Annotated in this window: 17 protein-coding genes; 10 read left to right on the forward strand and 7 right to left on the reverse strand. The window is 45.9% G+C overall.

The annotated features are described in order from the left end of the window. Positions 1 to 80 precede the first annotated feature (80 nt). Complete coding sequence (locus AAC052_RS20180; protein WP_317487741.1) at positions 81 to 1055, reverse strand: polyprenyl synthetase family protein; 975 nt, start codon at positions 1053 to 1055, stop codon at positions 81 to 83. 206 nt (positions 1056 to 1261) lie between these two features. Between AAC052_RS20180 and AAC052_RS20185 the strand changes: the two genes are divergently transcribed. The 5 genes from AAC052_RS20185 to AAC052_RS20205 all read left to right on the forward strand — a co-directional run bounded on the left by AAC052_RS20185 (position 1262) and on the right by AAC052_RS20205 (position 7581). Beyond that, the gene (locus tag AAC052_RS20185; protein WP_317487742.1) at positions 1262 to 2173 is read left to right on the forward strand and encodes a PhzF family phenazine biosynthesis protein; all 912 of its coding nucleotides are present in this window, start codon (positions 1262 to 1264) and stop codon (positions 2171 to 2173) included. A 16-nt stretch (positions 2174 to 2189) separates the two neighbouring features. After that, a complete protein-coding gene (locus tag AAC052_RS20190; RefSeq protein ID WP_339815238.1) occupies positions 2190 to 4121 on the forward strand; it encodes a peptidylprolyl isomerase in 1932 nt (643 codons plus the stop codon). After that, positions 4118 to 4771 carry a hypothetical protein gene (locus AAC052_RS20195; protein ID WP_339815239.1) on the forward strand — a complete coding sequence of 218 codons (654 nt, stop codon included), beginning with the start codon at positions 4118 to 4120 and terminating at the stop codon, positions 4769 to 4771. Before AAC052_RS20190 ends, AAC052_RS20195 begins: the two co-directional genes overlap by 4 nt. An 82-nt stretch (positions 4772 to 4853) precedes the next feature. Next, on the forward strand, positions 4854 to 6548 hold the full coding sequence (locus tag AAC052_RS20200) for a 1-acyl-sn-glycerol-3-phosphate acyltransferase (RefSeq protein WP_339815240.1): 1695 nt from the start codon (positions 4854 to 4856) through the stop codon (positions 6546 to 6548). Next, positions 6526 to 7581 carry an NAD(P)H-dependent glycerol-3-phosphate dehydrogenase gene (locus AAC052_RS20205; protein ID WP_317487746.1) on the forward strand — a complete coding sequence of 352 codons (1056 nt, stop codon included), beginning with the start codon at positions 6526 to 6528 and terminating at the stop codon, positions 7579 to 7581. The genes AAC052_RS20200 and AAC052_RS20205 overlap by 23 nt, the downstream gene beginning before the upstream one ends. Positions 7582 to 7593: 12 nt before the next feature. Here AAC052_RS20205 and AAC052_RS20210 read toward each other — a convergent pair whose 3' ends face one another. After that, complete coding sequence (locus tag AAC052_RS20210; RefSeq protein WP_339815241.1) at positions 7594 to 8346, reverse strand: LytTR family DNA-binding domain-containing protein; 753 nt, start codon at positions 8344 to 8346, stop codon at positions 7594 to 7596. Further along, positions 8343 to 9374 carry a histidine kinase gene (locus AAC052_RS20215; protein WP_339815242.1) on the reverse strand — a complete coding sequence of 344 codons (1032 nt, stop codon included), beginning with the start codon at positions 9372 to 9374 and terminating at the stop codon, positions 8343 to 8345. The genes AAC052_RS20210 and AAC052_RS20215 overlap by 4 nt, the downstream gene beginning before the upstream one ends. Positions 9375 to 9479: 105 nt before the next feature. Here AAC052_RS20215 and AAC052_RS20220 point away from each other — a divergent pair, with 105 nt between their 5' ends. Both AAC052_RS20220 and AAC052_RS20225 read left to right on the forward strand, forming a co-directional pair. After that, positions 9480 to 9884: a DUF1761 domain-containing protein gene (locus tag AAC052_RS20220; RefSeq protein ID WP_317487749.1), complete on the forward strand. Its 405-nt coding sequence runs from the start codon at positions 9480 to 9482 to the stop codon at positions 9882 to 9884. Between the two features lie 172 nt (positions 9885 to 10056). Continuing rightward, on the forward strand, positions 10057 to 10254 hold the full coding sequence (locus AAC052_RS20225; RefSeq protein ID WP_339815243.1) for a hypothetical protein: 198 nt from the start codon (positions 10057 to 10059) through the stop codon (positions 10252 to 10254). Between the two features lie 367 nt (positions 10255 to 10621). Here AAC052_RS20225 and AAC052_RS20230 read toward each other — a convergent pair whose 3' ends face one another. Together AAC052_RS20230 and AAC052_RS20235 are read right to left on the reverse strand one after the other, a co-directional pair. Then, positions 10622 to 10750 (reverse strand): hypothetical protein, encoded by a 129-nt coding sequence (locus tag AAC052_RS20230; protein WP_339815244.1) that lies wholly within the window; start codon positions 10748 to 10750, stop codon positions 10622 to 10624. Positions 10751 to 11166: 416 nt separating this feature from the next. Next, a complete protein-coding gene (locus AAC052_RS20235; protein WP_339815245.1) occupies positions 11167 to 11772 on the reverse strand; it encodes a hypothetical protein in 606 nt (201 codons plus the stop codon). A gap of 309 nt (positions 11773 to 12081) precedes the next feature. Here AAC052_RS20235 and AAC052_RS20240 point away from each other — a divergent pair, with 309 nt between their 5' ends. Both AAC052_RS20240 and AAC052_RS20245 read left to right on the forward strand, forming a co-directional pair. Continuing rightward, a complete protein-coding gene (locus AAC052_RS20240; protein ID WP_339815246.1) occupies positions 12082 to 13020 on the forward strand; it encodes an IS1595 family transposase in 939 nt (312 codons plus the stop codon). 80 nt (positions 13021 to 13100) lie between these two features. Continuing rightward, on the forward strand, positions 13101 to 13781 hold the full coding sequence (locus AAC052_RS20245) for a hypothetical protein (protein ID WP_339815247.1): 681 nt from the start codon (positions 13101 to 13103) through the stop codon (positions 13779 to 13781). A 916-nt stretch (positions 13782 to 14697) separates the two neighbouring features. Here the strand turns inward: AAC052_RS20245 and AAC052_RS20250 are convergent. Next, a complete protein-coding gene (locus tag AAC052_RS20250) occupies positions 14698 to 15933 on the reverse strand; it encodes a M48 family metallopeptidase (RefSeq protein ID WP_339815248.1) in 1236 nt (411 codons plus the stop codon). A 135-nt stretch (positions 15934 to 16068) separates the two neighbouring features. Continuing rightward, positions 16069 to 17130, reverse strand: coding sequence for a type IX secretion system membrane protein PorP/SprF (locus AAC052_RS20255; protein WP_339815249.1), 1062 nt, complete (start codon positions 17128 to 17130; stop codon positions 16069 to 16071). Between the two features lie 324 nt (positions 17131 to 17454). Between AAC052_RS20255 and AAC052_RS20260 the strand changes: the two genes are divergently transcribed. Beyond that, positions 17455 to 22662: a PKD domain-containing protein gene (locus AAC052_RS20260; RefSeq protein WP_339815250.1), complete on the forward strand. Its 5208-nt coding sequence runs from the start codon at positions 17455 to 17457 to the stop codon at positions 22660 to 22662. The last annotated feature ends 27 nt before the right edge of the window (positions 22663 to 22689 follow it).

Raw genomic sequence — 22689 nt, forward strand, 5'->3', positions numbered from 1 at the left:
ATAAAGTTAAAGAATTAATTTGAAAGATGGCCACCTGGAGACGGGCTCTTTACCAGAGCAATGAGCAAGGTACGGATGTATTACTTCGTCCTCTCAATGGTATACTGTACCAACTGCTTCAGCGAAGTTTTATAAACGGAGTCCTTAAACTCATCAAGAATAACGAGTGCCTCCTGATAGTGGCGCTCCATGGCATCTCTGGCGTAATCGAGCCCACCAGATTGCTTCACATAGTCAATGACTTCCGTTCGCTTTTTGGGCTTATCGCTGTCGTGCCGGATAATGCTGAGGATGCGCTTTCTATCGGCGGGACTGGCCTCACGCAAAGCATAAATCAGTGGCAGGGTCAGCTTCTTTTCTTTGATGTCAATACCTAGCGGCTTACCAATTTCGTCAGCACCATAGTCAAAAAGGTCGTCCTTGATCTGAAAAGCCAAACCAATTTTTTCCCCGAACATGCCCATTCGGTCAATAGAAGCCTTATCGGCCCCGACGGAAGCTACGCCCACTTTACAGCAGCTGGTGATTAAACTGGCAGTCTTTTGCCTGATGATATCATAGTAAACTTCTTCTGAGATATCCAGCTTTCTGGCCTTCTCCATTTGCAGCAACTCGCCTTCACTCATTTCCTTCACTGCTTCGGAAACGATTTTCAATAAGTCGAAATCACCATTGTCAACCGAGAGTAAAAGCCCCCTCGACAGCAAAAAATCACCCACCAACACTGCAATTTTGTTTTTCCAGAGCGCATTGATAGAAAAGAAACCTCTCCGGTAATTGGCATCGTCCACTACATCGTCGTGCACCAGCGTAGCGGTGTGAAGCAGTTCAATCAGAGAAGCGCCCCGGTAAGTGGCGTCGGTTATTGGGCCGTAAACGCCTGCGCTGAGAAACACAAACATAGGCCGCATCTGCTTGCCCTTCCGCTTCACTATATAGGTCATTATTTTATCCAGCAACATGACATTACTCTTCATGGAGTGTCGGAATTTCTTCTCGAATTCAGTCATTTCTTGCGCAATAGGCGCCTGGATATCTTCTAGTTGAAGCTTCATATGTTTGCGGCACAATAATAACAGGTTAAACCTGCTTTGCAAAAGTACTACCCGGCGGTAAACCCTCTGATAAAGGCTATAGTTTCAGCCAGGGCAACAAAATTCACCTTTTATTTGCCACCCGGAAAGTTTGATTTGATCAATTCAGCAAAAACTTCGAGGTTAGGTGATATTTTCTTCCGTAGCCCTTAAAAAAAACAATACCTATGCGTCGAATACCTTATTTCCTTGTAGATGTATTTACGCAGTCGCCATTTGGCGGCAATCAGCTGGCGGTAGTATCCAAAGGCGACCTCGTTAGAGAAGAAGAAATGGCTCAGATTGCCAGAGAGTTTAATCTTTCAGAAACCACTTTCATCTACTCTCCTGAAAATGAAGACCACAATGCCCGGGTGCGCATATTTACCCCGGGTCAGGAGTTGCCGTTCGCTGGGCACCCTACGCTGGGCACTGCCTTCGTTATCGCAAGAGACATTGACTACAAACCAGAGGACAAAATCCTCACCGTGTTTCTTGAAGAGAAGGTGGGCACGATCCGGGTGGATATTGATATTCAGAACGGCGCCCCTGAAATGCTTGTGATGACGCAGCCGCTCCCCACTTTTGGAGAAACACTGCACGATATCCCACTCCTTGCAGAACTTTTATCGCTCCGGGAAAGTGACTTCCTGCCGAATTATTTCCCACAAACTATTTCATGCGGCGTGCCCTATCTGATCACACCTTTGAAATCGCTGGAAGCAGTGAGAAAAATCAAGTTCAGGACAGATGTTTGGGAAAAGGTGGTAGAAAAATACGACCCAGGCTGGATCTATCCCTTCGCCATGGGAGGAGATGATATCGAGTCGCACGTGCACGGTCGCATGTTTGCCCCTGAAGCTGGCATTGTGGAAGACCCAGCTACAGGCTCGGCCAATGGGCCACTGGGCTGCTACCTGGTACAGCATAAGCTTAGGAATACCGGAAAAAAAACAAAGATCATCAGCGAGCAGGGTTACGAAATGGGCAGGCCCAGTAAGCTGTATCTCGAAATAGAAAGATCCGAAATAGCTATCACTCAGGTAAAAGTCGGTGGCTACTGCGTGTTTATGGGCCAGGGTCAACTATTTTTGCCGTAAGGATCAAACCCAGCCCATGAAAAACCACTTTCCACTGCTCTTTATTGCCATCGTTTTTCTTACGTCATGTTCTGAAAATGAATCAGAACGCATCAAAACCTTCCCCAATAAGTTTGCTGACCAGGAACTGGTGAAGCTATACGACTTTAAAGACAGAAGGCAGTCGGAGGCTTTGATTCCCTATCTCACCCATCAGCAGAGTGTGTACCGTGAAGAAGCGGCAATGGCGTTCGCCTCTACTCAAGACACTGTTGGGCTTCCCTACCTGTTTCCGCTTTTGTCAGACCCCAAAATTGAAGTGAGAAAAGCAGCAGTCTTTGCCATCGGCCAGATGAAAAGAAAAAGTGCACAGTCGGCGCTGGCCAACAGGCTGCCGCTCGAAACGGAGCCCCTGGTCAGGTACTATCTTTTGGAAGCACTGGGCAAATGCCTCAGCACCGATTACATGCATTTTTTGGCTGACTATGAAGCGAACGACGATCTCACTGTTGCTGGGAAGGCCTGGGGCATTTATCGTGCTGGCGTTGGGGGAATTAGCGACTCGGTGCTGACTGTGGCTGCCAGCGCCATCCTGGCCGACTCCCTGCCTGATGAGGCAAGAGTGGCTGCTGCCAACTATTTTGCGAGAATGCGGGGGATAAGCATAGCACATTTTGAAAGTATGCTAAAAAACAGTGCCGCCAACGATTCTCTTCCAGCCGTAAGAATGGCGGCAGCAAGGGCTTTAGCAAAATCCGATAACGATTCGATAGCTTTTTTCATTGATGAACAGCTCAACAGAGAAAGCAACTCCCTGGTCAGGGTAAACCTCATCAGAGCGCTTAAGCAGGAGCATTTTCCAGTCGTAGAATCAACGCTCCTCGGAATACTTAAAAGCGCAGATTATCAAACCTCAGTCAGTGCTGGTGAAGTGATCAGTTCATGGCAAGGCCGGGATGTGGAACGATGGATCTGGGATATTAACGATCAGATTGTGATACCCAGAACCCGGGCCATTGTTTTAGGCACTCTGCTGGAAAGCAACCTGTACGGCTACAATGCCTATAGAGAGCTGTCGGAAATGTATAGCGGTGTAAGCAACCCATACGACAAAGGGTTTGTTTTACAGGCGCTGGGAAACTACCCCAACGCCAGCGCCTTTCTTGGCGACCGGCTGGATGATCCCCACCCGTTTGTTCGCACAAGCGCCATGGAAGCGCTGAGTACGATAAACCAGTCTGCCCAGTTCCCTGTTTTCAAGCAACCGGAGCTGATTGGCTATTTCAGGCAGGCCATTCTTTCGGGTGATGCAGGGAAGGTGACGGTAGCCGCTTCAACACTAACAAGACTCAGAACAAAGCTCCAACCTTACCTGGGCAATATCCAGTTTATGTACCAGGGACTCGACAGCCTGCACCTTCCAGAGGATCTGGAACCCTATCAGGCGCTGGAAAGCACCATTAGTGCCTATGAAGGGCGAGAAGGCATTAGCCCAGGGCAGCTTTACCAGAACCCAATCGCCTGGGATGTGGTGAGCGAAATTAGCAAGGGAACAAAAGCCACAATAGAAACATCGAGGGGCGCTATAGAAATAGAACTGCTGGTGGAAGAGGCGCCTGGCTCTGTCGAGAATTTCGTCAGCCTGGCCCGCAGTGGTTTCTACGAGAACCTCACTTTCCATCGGGTGGTGCCAAACTTCGTGATTCAGGCAGGCTGCCCAAGAGGCGATGGCTACGGCAGTTCGGATGGAGTGATCAGGTCTGAGTTTTCGACTCAAAAGTACGGCACTGGCTACGTAGGCATGGCGAGCGCAGGCAAAGACACCGAAGGCTCGCAGTGGTTTATCACGCACTCTCCCACCCCACACCTCGACGGTGCCTATACCATTTTCGGACGAGTAACCAAAGGGATGGACGTGGTCAACAAAATTGAAGTGGGAGACCACATCACCTCCATCAAGCTGCCATGAGCAGACCTATTGCCTCCTGCCCCCTGGCTGATCCTGATGACCAGAAAAATCATCTCAATCTGTTTGCTTCCTATCTGGAGGTAGTCAGGAAGGGAAAATCCAAAAAGTATGCTCTTACGCCCATCATGCGGCTGGAAATCAATCACAGGCAACTGCTAGGGCCACTTATTGGCGGCGGACTTTTGAGCTGTATTGCATTCATTACGCTTTTTTCGTGGAACAAATGGGCAGCACTTTTACTTGTGCTGGGCATTGGCGGCATGGGTCTGATGTACTACGGGCTAGTGGGAGTAAAAGTGCTCACTCTTAAAGAAGATAAAATTCGTTACGACATCATGCTGCCCGGCATTGGCGAAGCGATGCCGACATTCATTAGCTTCTATAATCACCTCATACCGAGGATGGCACTCGGGGAATCGCACGTCTTTCCTGCTTATCTGCTCAAAGATCTGACAAATGACAACAATAGCACTTACCTCTACCTCGTTCTGCCAGACCTGTTATCAAACCAAGCCGATTATGAAGTTGTAGATTTAATGAAACTATCGATGGAGCTTCATTTCGAGTACGATGGTGTTAAGCACTACCGGGCAAAAGTTGATGGGCCTGTTCCCCCCGAAGCTTTCATTGAGCGTTCCGATAGCACATAAGGAATCTGATACATTGTCACAAACACTTTCTGTGTGATGTCTTTAAATTAGTATATTGGCCCCCCAAGAAGCCTGATTGTGAATGGAAGCTGAGACGGAAAAAATAAAAGGAGAAAAGAAGAGATATAAGCCAGTCCTGCCGAGGACCCGTTACTGGCCTATTGTGCAGCTGAACAAAAACAAGAAAGCTTTCATTGAAACTGTTACCAATGAGAGCCTGAAAAACCTGATCACTCTCACATCAGGGCGGTCGCTGAAAGAAGAGCTGGAGTCAACTGTTTACCGGGAAAGGCTGCGCATGAAGCAGAACCCGTGGAAAGTTGATCCGAAAGACGAAAAAGACTTTTGGAACCAGATACAGAAAAGGCTCATTGAAATGCCTCACGATGATGAGGCAAAAAAGAAAGAAACTGAGGAGGCCATCCTTCGGGAGATTATCAAGCGTTACGCCAACGAGATCTCAGGTAATTTCAAAAATTCTCACTACAAGTTTGCCCGTACCGTCATCACCTTTGGATTTGCTCGCCTGCTCAATGCTACCCGGGTAAAAGGCATTAAGTCCCTTTGGAGCAAACAGCTTGACCTCGATGACAAAATCCACGTGGTGGGGCAAGTAGAGCAGCTCCGCCGACTGGCCAGAAGAGGCACCATCGTTATGGTGCCCACACACTTCAGCAACCTCGATTCAATACTTATTGGCTGGGTGATTCAGCACATGGGCTTGCCGCCATTCATCTACGGTGCCGGACTCAACTTATTCAATATCAGGATTTTTGCCTACTTCATGAACAGCCTTGGCGCTTACAAAGTAGACAGAAGAAAGAAAAATTTAATCTACCTGGAAACACTCAAGACGTATTCACAGGAAGCATTGAAATATGGCTGCCATAGCTTGTTCTTCCCCGGGGGCACCAGGTCAAGATCGGGGGCTATTGAAACCCAACTTAAGCTCGGCTTGCTGAGCACAACAGTGGCTGCACAGCGGGAGCATTTTGAAGAAGACGAAGAGAAGGCTAAAAAGATTTTCATCGTGCCGGTAGTGCTCAACTACCACTTCGTTCTTGAAGCGCCCAGCCTTATCAACGACTATCTTGAAAGGAAGGGCCAGGAGCGATACTACGTGGAAAATGATGAGTACTCCACGTCTTACAAAATCATCAAGTTTCTGCTGAAATTTTTCACCAGAGGCTCCGATATCTCTGTAAGTATTGGCAGGGCCATGGATGTGTTTGGCAACTATGTAGACAACCACGGAAACAGCCTCGACAAGCAGGGAAACCCGATGGAAATAAAGGACTACTTCACCACCGATGGCGTAATCACCTTCGACGCACAGCGGGAGCAGGAATACACCCGTATTCTCGCCAAAAGGATTGTAGAAGAGTACCACAAATACAACCGGGTATTTAGCAGCCACCTCGTAGCTTTCACAGCTTTTGAAATGATCAAAAGGAGAAACCCTGCGCTTGATCTTTATAATCTGCTCCGTCTGCCAGATGAGGACACGGAAATTGGCTACGCCGAGTTCAGAGAGACTTTCAGCAAGCTCAGAGAGGAAATATTCCGCATGAAAGAAATGGGGAAAATTAACTTTGCCAGTCACCTTGAGGGGCCTGTTGACGACGTGATCAAATACGGAATTGACAACTGCGGCATGTACCATGCCCTGAGGCCTATTTTGAAGAACAAAAAAGGAAATGTGACAACGCAGGACATGAACAGGCTTTTTTACTACTATAACCGGATGGATGGCTATGACCTCGAAAAGTTCATCTAAAGATCCGGTGGGCGTATTAGGCGCCGGCAGTTTCGGAACTGTGATAGCCAATATGCTGGCGGAAAAGACCGACGTAATACTTTATGCACGCACGCCGGAAAGGGCCAAAAATATTAACGACAAGAGGGAAAGTTCCGGACAGGCCCTTCACGAAAGGATCACAGTGACCAACGACCTGGAGCTTGTTGCCAAGTCGTGTAATGTCATTTTCCCGGTTGTGCCTTCCGCCAACCTGCGGGAGCTCATCCGCCGCATGTCGCCCTATCTACGGCCCTACCATATCCTCATCCATGGCACGAAGGGCTTCGATGTGAGCCTTCCGGACAACAAGCAGCTTAATGCCAACAGACCGCTTAGCCGGGATTATGTAAAGACCATGAGCGAAGTGATTATGGAGGAAAGCTCCGTCGTGAGAGTGGGCTGTCTGGCAGGCCCCAACCTCGCCGGCGAAATGGCAGCCCGGCAGCCAGCAGCTTCAGTGGTAGCCAGCCACTTTGACGAGGTGATCAATGCCGGCCAGCAATTGCTGAAAAATGAGCGTTTTCTCATTTATGGTAACAGCGACCTCATCGGTGTTGAGCTGTGTGGCGTACTTAAAAACATTATCGCTATTGGCGCAGGTGTTATTCACGGGCTCGGCCTGGGCGAAAACGCCAAAGCCCTGCTCATCAGCCGGGGCATGGTAGAAATGATCTATATCGGTCAGGCACTGGGCGGGAACACAAAAGCCTTTATCGGACTAGCCGGTGTCGGCGACCTCATCGCCACCTGCTCGAGCCAGCACAGCCGCAATTTTACCGTTGGCACAAGGCTGGCAAAGGGTGAGAAAATCAAAGACATCATCGAAAGCATGGAAGAGACTGCCGAAGGAGTGCGAACCATTGAAATCGTCAAAAGCCTTTCGGAATTCTACAAAGTACGGTGCCCGATCACGGAGGCCTTGCACAACATCATCAATGAGGAGATGACTGTGGGAGACGCCACAACTTACCTGATGAAATTCCCTTTCAGAGCGGAAATCGATTTTTTGTAGGGCGGTAAAAGATCATTTTTCCATCCAGGCTTTAAAAAAGCTGGCCTTTTCCTGGCTCACCACTACCTCTTCTTTTGGGCTGGGAATAAGTACCACACTGAGCTTTCCTTTTTCAAAACTCCGGTAACTCTCGATGGCTGAAATAGCCGCTATGTACTTCCGGTTAATTCGGAAAAAGGTGGCCGGGTCGAGGTCGGCTTCAATATCTGCCAGCGGCTTGTCCAGTATCAACTTCTCTCCTTCTCTATTCACAAGAAAGCTTACTTTGTGCTCAGAAAAAAAGTATTGAATATCCTCCACAGGCACCGATTTAAAGCTCACCCCCTTTTTTGCCACAAGCCTCTTTCTGAATTCGCTCTGCCCTTCCTGAACTGACCGTAGCGCATCAACCAAGTCAGAAGAAAAATGACTTTTCAGCTTCTCCAGCTTTGCAAATGCCTGCTGCAAATCAGCTTTTTTTAGTGGCTTCAGCAGGTAGTCAATACCATTCTGCCTGAATGCGTCGAGCATATACTGGTCAAATGCAGTAGTGAAAATTACTGGACAGGTCACCGCCACTTTCTTAAAAATTTCAAAAGAAAGGCCATCGTTTAGCTGTATGTCCATGAACAACAGGTCAACCACAGGTGTCTCCTGAAGAAAGGCAACTGCCTCTTTTACGCTTGTGGATTCATTAACAACAACTATGTCGTTACGCAACTTTTTCAGAAGAGAAATAAGTTGCTGCCTGGCAGGCACTTCGTCTTCTATGATAGCGACTTTCATACTTCAAGATAGGGCAATTTCACTTTAAATTCCTTCTCTGTTGCCTCAACAAGCACCTCCTTGCCGGTTAGCAGTCTGTAACGTTCTGTTAGATTTCTGAGCCCTATTCTGGAAGTACCTTTGAGGTGTTTGGCTTGCAGGTTGTTGGCCACTTCTACCCAACCATTATTCAGCCGCAGCCGAATGACCAGGGGCTCCTTTTCACTAAATTCGTTGTGCTTTACCGCATTCTCCAAAAGCAGTTGCAGGCTAATGGGTGCCATCAATTTATTAGACTCATCAGCAATGTCCACATCAAAATGCACCCCGTCGCCAAACCTGATCCTAACCAATGTGAAATAGCTGTTAGCGAAAGCAATCTCCTCTTCAAGAGTTACCAGTTCCTTCTGTTTGTTCATAAGGATATACCTGTACACATCCGACAAGCTCTCATTGAACTGTAGTGCCCTGTCCCTATCGTTTTCTATCAAGTAGGCGAGTGTATTGAGCGAGTTGAACATGAAATGCGGGTCGATCTGGCTTTTCAAAATCTCGAGCTCAGCCTCCACTCTGGCTCGCTCCAGCTGCTCAAAAGCCAAAAGATCGGTCTGGCGTTCCTTGATCAGAAAGACTGTTTCGTAGGCATGCGTAACAAAAATAACGCAGATCACATTGGCCAGCGACACCAGCTGCACAGCATCCCAATCAACCGGGGCCACCCCGGAAAACCAGTACCAGCCAACGATCAGCGCCACGGTCACTGGCGCAGTATAAAACACATTGGCTGCCACAAGAATGATCAGTTTTCTGACAGGACTGCTAAACCAGTCCATGTTTTCACGTTGCTTGAATAGCAACCAGCGATTCCCCTGCCAGATGCTCCACGAAATGAAAATGAAGTAGATATAACCAAACCAGTACATCCAGTCGGACAACCAAAGGTCGCCAAACAGGCCTGTGAAGTTCGGTATAAAAATACCGAAAGCAGGAATCCCGATCCAGCGAATAGTGCGGTCGTCGATGCGGGACAAGTGGCTTGAGTGCTTCATTTTCCTGTTTCGGAATGGGGAGATTCGGCTTCAGTAAATCCAGTTTTCATCCTTAAAATTAAGGATTTAGCTTGTTTCAATACTTACTTTCAAAACCTTACCAATATGACTGATTTATCGCAACTAAACTACCTGGCCATTTTCGTGGCAGCTTTCAGCGCTTTCCTTGTTGGGGGAGTTTGGTACTCCCCCATCCTCTTTGCCAAATCATGGATGAAAGAAAACAACTTCACAGATGATGACCTGAAAAGTGGGCAGGGCAAAATCTTCGGAACTGCGTTTGTGCTCGAGCTCATCATGGCCTTCAACCTGGCTGCTTTCATCGGAGCCGAATCAGACATTACTTTCGGATTAATTGCAGGCTTTCTGGCGGGCTTCGGCTGGGTGGCGCTTGGCATGGGTGTTACTTACCTTTTCGAACGGAAGTCCTTCCGCCTCTGGGCCATCAACGCTGGCTACCAGGTGGTATCCTTCACAGTGATGGGGGGAATTGTGGGGGTGTGGCATTGACCGGATGCTTAATATCCACAACCAAAAGCTTGCTCGGAGGGTGTTCCAGGATAAGGGTCATCATTCAACTATTTTCTTTGCATTAGGCTGCAACCAGTCGGAATTACCTGAAAACAGGTGTATTTTGCAATAATATGCCTTGAGTTGCACTGCTTCATTCAAAAACAAGAAAATGGAAACAATTACAATCGAATTGAAGAATAGCAAAGCTCTCAAACTAATTGAGGATCTTGAAGCACTTAGCCTTGTGAGAATTGTGAGAGAGCCGAAAACGGTTAAGGGTAAAAAGCTTTCAGAAAGACTCGCAGGAGCTATTTCCAGCAAGGAAGCTAGCGATATTGATACAGAGCTAGAGCAAATCAGGAGCTAGTGGAAAAGAAGTATTTAATCGATACTAATGTAATAATTGACTTCACAGGTAACCGGCTAACAGGCGCTCCCAAGGTTTTTGTTGGTGAAGTTATTGATAGCCAACCTTAAATCTCGGTTATCAACAAAATTGAACTTCTGGGCTTTTCAGTTGTACCAATCGAGATTATCGAATTTATGGCATCTATATACATTGTGGGACAAATGAGTAAAAAGGTGTTTCCGGCTCTGATTTGAGCCTTTTTTCGAGTAGGTCTTAATTCTATCGCAACTGAATGCAGAACTAAGCCTTTAATTCAAAGAGCGATTCACAAGCGCCGATATTCTACAATCTAATGTAGCCCTCCCAGCTTACGGCCAAAACCGTCTTATGACTTCTTTTCTTTCTTCTTGGGAACGCTGACTTTTAGCACATCTTCCAGGCTACCAATGATGTGTAGCTTTTCTTCGTACTTGTCAGGACGTTCTTTAGACTTCTTTTTCTTGTCGTTTGACATAGTACCAATTTACAGCTTTTTCAGATTATTCCCTATTTTTAAAGGATGGGAAAGGAAACGATAAAGAGCGGGGAGCCTCCTAAGACCTTTAATACATCTTTGGGGCCTGTCGGTGGCTTGATTAGGGGCAAGCAGTGGTCTAGTCATGGGAATAAGACCTACAAATACACGCCTAAGATTAAGGATATTAAGTCAAAGAGGCATTTCAAGAAAAAGAAACCAAAAGGTTCCTAATAATATTGACTTTCAAGTTTTTCCGCTATCTTTGTAATAAGAAAGGCCACCGACAAAGCCAGTAGCCTTAATTGAAATTAGCAAAATGATCTGTTAGAGTTTTCTACACTCCATCTCATTTCCATCTAATGAGAATGGCTTCAACCAGATCAATATATTTATAGGGCTTCGGCCCTCTATTTTTACATCATAGCAAATATCGCTGCTATATCTAATCCATACTCTTCAGCAAGTTTTTCCTTATGAACTTGTTTGACTTCATCCCCGTCAAACCAGCTAGAATATCCCCAGAAGTTTCCTTTTCCAAGTCTATTTTTTTCCTTCTTGACTTGACCAGCCTTACTTAAAGAAGTAAGAGCATTAGATATTTTAGCTATTACCTCAGATTTTTTACAATCTGATATCTTAGGATGATCTTCTAGTAGATCATCATAAATTTCCTCTGATGTACAAAGCCTTTCATAAGAACTTAAACTTCCAAGAACTTCATGCTTCCAGTTAAGTTTAGGAAGAGGAGCATACTTTTTTTCGTCTTTCACATCATCTATTGCATCTTCTCTATCTCTATCGTCTATTAATGTGATAGGAAGTTCAGGCTTTTTATCTCCAATCGTCTTACTTTCAGTAAATACATTAACCTGTCCAGTGAGTTTTAACAGCTCAGCCTCAAACGCCTCCTTCTTAATTTGGCGTTCCTTAATCTCTTTATCAAGAACACTAATTCTGTACTCTACAAATTCTCTATATACAGAAGGATCAACGCTATCATCTCCAATTAAATTACCCATAATCATTTGATTTAGAGTTATATTTACTTACCTTTGAAGCAATAAGAGCCGGTGCAGGGACTCTCCCCGCTTTACAACAGCGGAAGTTTACCGCCGGTCTTATCGCTAACAAAATTACCTCCTTGGTGTCTCGTAAACTCTTGGAGGTTTTTTTGTGCCCTAAAGCTTTACAAAGGTAGCAGGTCAAAAGATATAACAAAACAAAAAAGATAAAAAAGATAAGAAGTAACATTTTTTATTACTTTTTGCTTAAATATTAGGTGTTTAGTGGGACAAATCGTATCTTTATATCGTTAAAACAAAGAAACGATGGACTTCAAATCACTTCCCCAACTACTAGATCACTTCAAAGAAGAAAAGACGTGTATTGAGTACTACGAAAACATCCGTTGGGCTGGCAAGCCTGTTTGTCCTCATTGTGATGCTGAACATCCTTATGTTACTACTAGAGGCTATAAGTGTTCAAATAACGAATGTTACAAGAAGTTTACTGTAAAGGTTGGCACAATCTTCGAGAACTCTAAAATATCGTTAAGGACATGGTTTGCAGCTATTTGGCGATGTACAAATCACAAGAAAGGTATTAGTTCAGTTCAATTAAGTCTTGATCTTGGAATTACTCAAAAGACTGCTTGGTTTGTTCTTCATAGAGTTCGTGAAATGCTAAAAGATAAGTCTCCTAGAATGTTAGGTGAATATGGTATGGTAGAAGCGGACGAAGCATATATTGGACAACGTGAACAAACAAAACATTATTCTAAGAGACGTTCAGATGAAAATCCATCTCTTAGAAATGATGGTTCTCCTTATGTGGAAAAGAAGGTGATTGTTGGTATAATTGAAAGGAATGGAAAAGTAGTTCTTAAGCATGTCCCTAATGCTACTAAAAAGAATATGGTAGCTCTAATTGAAAAGCATGTTCCAAAGGGAGCTAAAATCTATACCGACGAAAGCAAGGTTTATAAGTCTTTAAAAAAGCACTACACACACGAGACTGTAAAACATGCTCTTTCTATCTATGTAGCTGGTGATGTTCACACTAATACTATTGAAAACTTCTGGAGCGTTCTTAAAAGAGGTCTCGTAGGCGTTTACCACCAAGTAAGTGAGAAGCACCTAGAAAGATACCTGGATGAATTTTCAGCAAGATTCAATACAAGGGACATTACAACTAGTGATAGGTTCCAGAACTTCCTTAAAGAGTCTGAAAGCTATCTAAGTCATAAAAGATTGATAGGAGTCAAATAAAAAGAGAGCCATCGAAAGATGGCTTTTTTGTTTAATAATGATGATTAATAACTATATTCATCATAAAAATTCATCGCATAATGGGAAAAATAGTCAAATCACCTAGAATTTCTATTAATAAGCTTGCTGATTATACCGATGCAAACTCAAGCAGAAGAAAGAAAATTATTGAAGAGTGTAAATACCCGGATGATGTAAGATTTCTTCAAACATGGTATAATGACGCAAAAAAGTATGTTGCAAAATATTGTACTACTGGATTTGATGTTGATATATTAGATAAGGGCATGAAAACTATAGCTGCAAAACCCGCCCTTGATCCAACATCTGTCACTAGAAATAAATCAAACGCTGAAGTACTTGCGTTACTTAAAAGTATTGAGTTCCCTGATTTATCTAATTTTAATGTCTATGTGTACAAAGGCGAAAATAAAAAATTAGAAATTAAAGGAGTGGATATAAGCGCTTATCCAGATATTATTATTGAGGGTGTTCACAGAAAAAATCCCATAGTAGGTGCTTTAAAATTTCAATATAGTAGCGGAAATCAACTAACCGAAGAACCAAGAAAATCTGTTAGTGCCCTCCTCGTTAAATTTCTACAAGACGAATACCCAAAGCATAAAGCCCACTTACCCCTTTGTTTGTCAATAGATATTCACCAACAAGGAATAACAGCCGCCCCAAAAACAATAATCTCTAGGTTTAATCAAATAGACGCATGTTGCGAAGAAATTGCAGATCGATGGGATAGCATATAGCAAATCATTTCAGCTATTGATTTCTCTTTATGACAATCCTTACATAAGGTTGCAAAATTTTCCAATCCACAGGCACTACCCCCTAAATGGACTGGTTTGATATGGTCAGCATGCCAATTATTAGTTATTTCTCCGCATGAACGACAAGCTCCACCGTCTCTTTCAAATATTTTTTCTCTAATGAATGAAGAGTCCCCTTTGACAAGGTAGTAAACCTCAAGTGCTTTAGACTGACAATACTTGGAAGCCCATTTTCTTTTCTTGTTGGACAAAATCTCACCGCAACCACATGCGCAAACACCATCAATTGACGGGAACAAATGGGCTATAGTTAGCCCTGTCTGATATCTTTGAGTGCTGTCAATCATAAAAATCGTAGGCTAGTTAATTGACTCTTGTAACACTCAGTGCAGTGTATATACAATTTATTAACAAACAACAAAACTACAAAGTTATTGCTGGCGGTTAATGAATTTTTGACGTGTGGCGCTATTACATGATGTGTAATATAGTTAGGGGTAGTCGCTCCGCTATTCATTGTCCACCCCTCTCCCCTTCCCAAAGCAGGGAGCCTTGTCCCTCTTTGTATATAGATGCCGAATTTATCGACTCTTGTCAGGTTGTCGGGCTAAACGAAGAAATAATAGACCTCACTATTTCGATTAGGAAAAAGGCGAAAATAAAGCTGCCTGATGCGATTAAAGCATCAACTTGTATCATACTTGATCTGACCCTAGTCACGAGAAATGAGGGCGATTTCGGTAAAATAGAAGGACTATCTTTGTTAAACCCCTGGACTTTGGCTTAAGACCAAAATCCAATCTATTTAACCCATATTCCGTCACACCCTCCAGTTGAGACAAGTTGCTAAATGATCCTTCCTTCATTGTTTTCGAAAGATGTACAAAAAATCTCATCAACGGCTTTCCAGCCGCTCCAGCCGCTTCAGCATGGGCGGATGAGAATAGTGCACAAATACATACCATGGGTGCGGAAACAAGTTGCTCAAGCTGTCAACCGACAGCTTTTTTAGTGCAGTGGCCAGCGGGCGAGCTTCATAAGTTTCTGCGGCGTAGGCATCTGCTTCAAACTCATTCTTCCTGCTTAACACGTTCATAAGAATGCCAAGAATTCTGGACACCGGGCTATACAAAATACCGAAAGCGAGCAAATTCAAGTGGATAGCAGTGATATCTCCGCCCATAGCAAAGCTGACTTGTGAATTAAAAATCAGCAGAGACAAAAGATAAAGCATTACGCCGGTTTGCAACACGCCCAGCACCAGTGAGCCGATGATGTGCTTCTTTTTGTAATGTCCCACTTCATGTGCCAGCACGGCCACCAGTTCCTCCTCGGTATGCTTTTCCAGCAGGGTATCGAAAAGCACAATCTTCTTCTTTTTACCTAGCCCAGAAAAATAAGCGTTGGCCTTAGACGACCTTTTGGAGCCATCGATCACAAAAATATTGGTCAATGGAAAATTGACGCCATGGCTGTATTTGGTAATGGCCTCCCGAAGGGGTCCATCGGCCAGCGGCGTAAGCTTATTGAACAGAGGCACAATAACTGATGTGTAGAAAAGGTTTGCCAAAAGCATGAATACCACCATTACCCCCCAGAAGTATATCCAGAAGTCCTTCCCTAAAAAGAGGATAAGAACGATGAGTATCCCTACAAGCAAGCCACCGAATATGATGGCGAGCAAGTATCCTTTTAACTTGTCGAGCACGAAGGTCTTCGGGGTGGTCTTATTAAAGCCGTACTTCTCCTCGATGACAAAAACGTTATACAGCTGAAAGGGTAAGGTCAACAGGTCGGAAGCAAAGTAAAGCACAGCAAAAAAAGAAAGCGCCAGCGTTACCTCATTGCCTGTGTAGGCCCGCAACCATCCGTCAATGATGCCGAACCCACCTGTTAGTAATAAGGCGAGCGTAGCAACAAACGAAATCACGGTCGTGATCGACGAAAACTTTTCTTTGTCTCTCTGATAGGCCAGCGATTTCTGGTATTTTTCTTCGTCGTAAATATCCTTAAACTGACTTGGCAAAGGCCTGTAGCTGCTCTTTCTATTGAGGTAAGAAAGTACTTCTTCTACTATAAAATCAAGCACAATGATCCCCAGAAGGATCCATAATATTGTCTGTTTTTCCATGGTGACAGCTCGTATAAAAACAAATAGTCAGAAAACGTCAAAGGTTAATACCCGAACTCATCGTTTGGAATAAACAGGCTTTCGCCGGCTAAGTCTTTGCGTTTTTCAGTCCGAATGTAAGAGATCAAATATCATTTAGAAAATAAATGGGATCGGGCAGCTCAGCTCTCTTACACTTCGGGGTGGCTTACGGGGATCATTCCAGCTAAACGAATAGATAATACTGATTTCATGCGCACCACCACTGCCAATCCCTAACCGGGAGAGCGTGTAATCGAAACTGTATCCAAAAGTGAAGTTGTTGTGCATCAGGCCCACCATGGCGATCAGCGCTTCATTATTAGGGAAGCCATTGAACTGTTTGATTGGGATGCCACGGTACCACAATCCGGTAATGAGTGGTTCAATCGTTACATAAGCTCCCAAATCCAGCTGGTCGTATAACCCTTGCTTCTTATAGTTGAATGTGGGAGAAATACTTCTTTCTTGCCCGCCGTCCGTTTTTCCACGCTTAAATGGCCCCACGGGTAAATCAAATTTGTATCCCCCATGCACTGAGAATCTGCGTTGCAGGATGCTTCCTCCATCGTTTTGATAGCTCTGATCGGGTCGGGTGATATTGAACAGCGACGCACCCAACCAAACCCGGTCATCGAAGATAATACCCCCGAGGCCTAGATCGAAGTATCTGTTGCTGGCACTGGCGGGAAAACTTTCCATCGTTACAGGCCGCACCAAACCGTTTTCGTCGAACTGATCTCCGAAAGTCAAATTATCGAAATTTAGATCCCTCGAAGTAAATGATCCTTGTATAGCCGGACGAAAAGTCCACTTGTAGTTTAGTCGCACCTGATAGGCATACTGAAGTGCTACCGAAGTTGACCTAAGCCCTTCAATCCCTTCTTTGTCGGTAGTAACGATTGCGCCAATGCTACTGTTGTAGTCCTCTAAATTGTAATCGAAAAAGGCTGAATAAGTCTCAAAACCGGCGCTGATACTGGGCCACTGATTACGGTAGTTAATGCCCGCCCTACCTCTTTGGTTAATACCCGCCAATCCAGGGTTGAGGTACAGCGGGGCAGCATAATACTGCGAGAACTGAGGGTCTTGCGCTTGTCCGTTGTTTGGAAAAAAAGAGATGACTACAAACCAAATGGGTATGACTATAGCCCAATTGATTGACTTTAAAATACCCATGTTCCTGTTTAACATCTCCCGCAAAATATTAAATTTAAAATCATTTATGAAATAGACACGGTATAAGGCATGACTAATCATCTCAATCTGCATTCAATATATTTGGCAAAAATTAGGTTGCCGTTTCGGCCTGGTCAATGATTACACCTTAAAATGGAATGACAATTTCACATTACAGACAACTATCATATACTAACTCACCTATCCAACGTTCTATTTTTCAACTGCAAACTTGCAGTTTAACCTGGAATAATCATCCATTAATCAATGGATCATTCTAACTTTACTTAGCAAAACTAAAACAACATGATTAACGATAGGTGTGTGAGAAAATTAGTTTTAAGTTGCTTTATTTTACTTCAGGTGAATTTTATTACGCTGGCACAGGACCTCACAGACCTGCACTGGCGCTTTGGAAACACCTCTCAGGCTCTTGATTTCAACAAAGGTGACTTTGAGCCTATCGTTATCGACGACCAGGCTACACCGTTCGGGCTTGGTGGCGGAGTAACGATTTCGGATCCTATAACAGGCGATTTATGGTTCTATACCGACGGCGCCAATGTCTACGACGGCTCGAACAGAGTCACTCCCGGCGGCGCAGGATTAGGCGGCGACCCATCGCTCAATCAAGCCGCAGTAGCCTGCCCAGTGCCTGGCACAACAAGCCAGTTCTATATTTTCACCAACCCTGGCAGTGCTGGTGCGAATGAAATTCAGTTTTCTGTAGCCGATAAAAACCTCACAGGAAACGCCTCGGCAGCTGCACCTACACTTGGTGATATCAGCCAGTTGAATCAGGCCACGGGCCTCACCACGCCGGCTGAAGCCATGGCGATCATTCCTGGCCCCAACAGGCAAAGGTTTTGGCTGCTGTCTCAAAACCGAACCACAGGCGACTATGTAGTATATGAAATCTCCACCGCCGGCTTTGGCACGATCAACACCTTCAATTTTTTCAATGCCTCAAATCCTACCGCTGAGGCCGCAGCTTTTGGCGTGCACACCTTCGCACCGGATTCAATCATCATCGCTGTAGCTCCGAAAACAGGCAACAGAAACATTCAAATCCTTCGTTTCGATTCTAATCTCGGCACGTTAACATTTGAACGCCAGATCCTCAACACTGGCGTAAACGATGGTTCGGGGCAGTCTATTTATGACGTAGAATGGTCAAATGACGGCACCAAGCTTTACTACTCCAGGCATGGCGGCAACAATGCACTTACCGGCCAGCTAAATCAGTTCGATTTTGACTCTCTCCAAACTTCTAACAGCATCGTGGGAGGTTACTTCCGAAGCTTCGGGTTAAAAAAAGGGCCGGATCAGCGAATCTACCATTTGTACCAGGCAGCCAATAGCGGGCCATTTTCCATCGGTCGGATCAACCAGCCTGATAGCCTGCCCGACTCCGTAGCCTACCAGGCTCAGATACCTGATTTCGGCGACGCTTTGGGAAGACAATTCCCTGCCACCAGCACATCGGCGCCCATTGTGTTCAATATGAGCTTCAATATCTTCGGCTTCTGTCAGAACACACCCACCATGTTTTCTCCCAGCGTGGAGCCCACGCCCCAGTTCGTTACCTGGGACTACGGAGATGGCGGTGGGTCGCAGGAATATGCGCCGATTTATACTTATCAGAACCCCGGCCCTTACACGGTTACCTTAACAGCCTTCCTAAACGGGCAAAGCCAGTCTACGACGCAGGTGTTTAATATTATTGATAATCAGCTCGAACTAACCCATCTCACCGACACAACGATTTGCCCGGGAGAAAAACTGCAAAGAAATGCACTACCCAGCGGACAGCAGGGAAATTACACCTTCCTCTGGTCAACTGGTGAAACCACCCAAATCATCGAGATCGATTCAGCTGGCACCTATTGGGCCCAGGTAACTGACCTTACCACCGGCTGCCCGGCTTTCGCTTCTTTCGAAGTAACCGTTTATGGTAACGACGAGCAAAAAGCCAATATCTGGTATTTTGGCGAGCAGGCGGGCATCGACTTCAATGAAGCACCGCCAGTGGCACTTACGGACGAAAACCTTATGAGTTCGCCGGAAGGTTGCGCTTCGATTTCGGATCGAAACGGCGACCTACTTTTCTACACCAACGGACGAACCGTCTGGAACAAAGACCACGAGATAATGCTCAACGGCACGCTGATTGGCGGAGACAGTACTTCAGCCCAGTCTTCCATTATACTGCCGATTCCTGATAACGAAACGCTTTTTTACATAATCACCACCGATCAGGTGTATGGTGACCGTTCCTACAACATGCGTTTTTCTGTGGTTGACATGAAGCAGGATTTGGCTCGTGGAGCTGTTATTATTAAAGACAGGCCGCTGTTCACCAATAGCTCGGAGAAGCTGGCTGCAACTGGTGTTGGAGGGGGTTTTACCTGGCTTTTCGGGCACGAGTATGGCAACAACAACTACAGGGCCTACCCAATAACTACCTCAGGCATTGGCAATGCCCGGATTAGCTCCATTGGGAAAACGCTCTCATTCGCCGAAGAACTTAACGGCAGAGGCACGATGAAAGTGTCGCCCACCGGATCAATGATTGGCTCGGTAATTCCAGGCGCTGAAAACTTCCTCGAGTTGGTCAACTTCGACGCTGCCAACGGAGCATTTACTTCCCCATTGCTGATCGACCTTGAAGAGCCTGCGCCTAGCGAAGCCTATGGTCTTGAGTTTTCCTCCGGCGGTGCAAGAGTGTATGTCACCACTACCGGCGCTAACTCCAAACTGTTCCAGTATAACCTGGATAGCCTTCTCAACGCCAGCGTTACTTATTCTGACGACTCTGTCGTCCAGTTTATCGAGCAAAGTAAATTCCAGTTAGCCTCAGGAACGGGATATGGCTCCCTCCAAATTGGCCCCGATCAGGTGATCTACATGGCAAAAGACAATAGCGGCAACCTTGGCACGATTTCAAACTCTAATGGAGATCAAGTGCAGGCAGGCTATAATGACCAGGGCTTTGATCTGGACGGCAGAATTTCCAGGCTGGGCCTTCCCAACTTTGCTCAGAACATCCTCAATCCACCACAGGATCCGTCCATTGCGGTGGATGGTGGCTGCGTAGGCCAACCCACCAGGTTTACTGCTACCGGCACATCCGATATTGACGAGTTTGCCTGGAACTTTGGTGATGGTGCCCAGGCCCTTGGCCCGGACACAACTCACGTATACCAGCAAGTAGGAACATTCAATGTCACTTTGAATATCACCAATCGCTGTGGTCTGGATACAACGCTGGTTCAAACGGTAGTAATCAACCCTACACCGGAGCAGCCTATTGTACCTAGTGCGGTTGCCATTTGCGACGACAATGGTGTGGTGCTTACCGCCTGGCCTCAAGACGATCCGGGGCTCACATACACCTGGTCAACTGGTGAAACCACCAGAGAGATTACTGTACTGCAACCAAGTACCATCACAATATTCATCACCAATGCTGCTGGCTGCCGTTCGGATACGCTGACCACCCTGGTGGGCGACCAGCGACCGATTGTGGACTTTGGCCCTGACCAGATCATTTGTGCGGGTGAAGAGTTGGATCCGTTGGATGCCCAAAACCCGGGAGCCACTTATACCTGGGCCATCAATGGTGCCGGCACTGGCAATACAGGTCGCTTTCAGGATATTGACACATCAGTGGCTGGCGACTTCGAGTATGCAGTGAGCATTTTCGATGTGAACGGCTGCCAAACGACGAACCGAATAACTTATACGATACTGGAAGCGCCAGATCAAATAGTTACACCTTTCGATGCATCTGGCTGCGCAGTGGCCGACGGTGCTTTAAAAATTGAAGTTGCTGGCACAGGTAGCTACACGTACAGTATTACCAGCAATAATGGAACAAATATCTTTAACAATGTTCCACTGACCGGGCCGTTTACCGACAGTATCCCAAACCTCCCGGCAGGATCCTATAGAGTTACAGTAAGCAACACGGTCAATGGTTGCACAACTACTCGTGGTGCAGTAGGGATCAATAGCAGTAGTCCTTCGTTCTTGATTACATCTGCCGAACCTAACAATGGTTGTGACGATGGAAGCATCACTATAACCACCGATACGCCCGGCTCTTATAACTATCGGGTAATTGATTTTGCTACAGGCATTGAGGCTCTGGCTGCCTCATTTACATCACCTACGACCACAACGACTGCTAATATTCCTTTTGGGACATACACCGTTGAAGTGACGAATATTGTAGACGGCTGCCTCCAAACACAGCAGGGGGTAGTAGTAGACCAGGCTGAAACAGCCGAATTCACCTTTGAGCCAATACAGACCGCCTGTGGAACCACAGGCACAATAGAGGTGACACCATCCAACGGGGGCTTTACTTTCACCTGGACTGACCCTGATGGAATAACTCTTCCGGAAACTAGCTCAACAGCAACCGTGTCTAAAAGTGGCATATACACCGTAGCCAGTTCGGGCACTACGATAGCCGGCGATCCACTTTGTCCTCAAACTGAACAAATCCAGTTCTTCCTTAGTGAAGACCCTGAGGGCAGTATCACCGTTTCTGGCGACCCTTGTGATGGCGAACTAACGCTAACAGCCGCCCTAACAAGTGGGGAGAATCCGGCTGACTATATCTTTGGCTGGAGCAATGGTGCCTCAACCGAAACCACCATTGTTAACCAGTCGGGCTCATACGCCGTGACAATCCGTAACCGCAACTCGGGCTGTTTTGTAACTGTTGACACCACGGTGCAAGTGGAGAACGTACTGGAAGTCACCCTCATTCAGGAACCCGATTGCGACAACGAAACACAGGTGATATTGACAGCACAGGCGAATATTCCCGCCCAGGTGACTTTTGAGTGGACAGGGCCTGACGGGACTATCCTGCCAGAAACTACCGCTTCAATCAGCACAGGGCTTGGCGGACTTTATCAGGTTGCAGTGAGAGGCATAGACAATAGCTGTGAAGCATCAGCAGAACTTAATGTCAGCGTCGTGCCTATATTCGATTCAGAAATATCACTGCCTGCCACGTTAACATTCTGCTCAGAAGACCCCGCAAATGGTACAGTGGTGCTTGATCCTGGCATTTTCAATACCTATGAGTGGAGGAAGCTTCCAAGCTTGGACATTATTTCTGTATTGCCCACTTACGCTGCTTCAGAGCCTGGCACTTACGAAGTCACCTTCTCCAATGGCAGCATCTGCCGAACTGCCCGGGTGGTAGTAACTGACGATTGTCGCCCAAGAATTTTTGCACCGAATGCCTTTTCGCCAGACGGCCGGGGGCTTCCGCAAAACGAGGCTTTCTATGTGTTTCCAAATCCGTACGTAACTGATTTCACCATATTCATCTACAACCGATGGGGCGTGTTGGTTTATCAAAGTGACAGCATTGACTTCAAATGGAACGGCTATTTCAACGGCTCACCTCTGCCTTTTGGCACTTATGCCTATGTGATGAGGTACAAAAGCAATCTTGACGCTACCAACGAAACCTTCGAGCAACGGGGAGGAGTTACTCTTATAAAATAGCTTCTATTTATCAGTGAGATTGATTAA

It is taken from the genome of uncultured Imperialibacter sp. (genome assembly GCF_963974565.1).
GTDB classification, from domain to species: domain Bacteria; phylum Bacteroidota; class Bacteroidia; order Cytophagales; family Cyclobacteriaceae; genus Imperialibacter; species Imperialibacter roseus.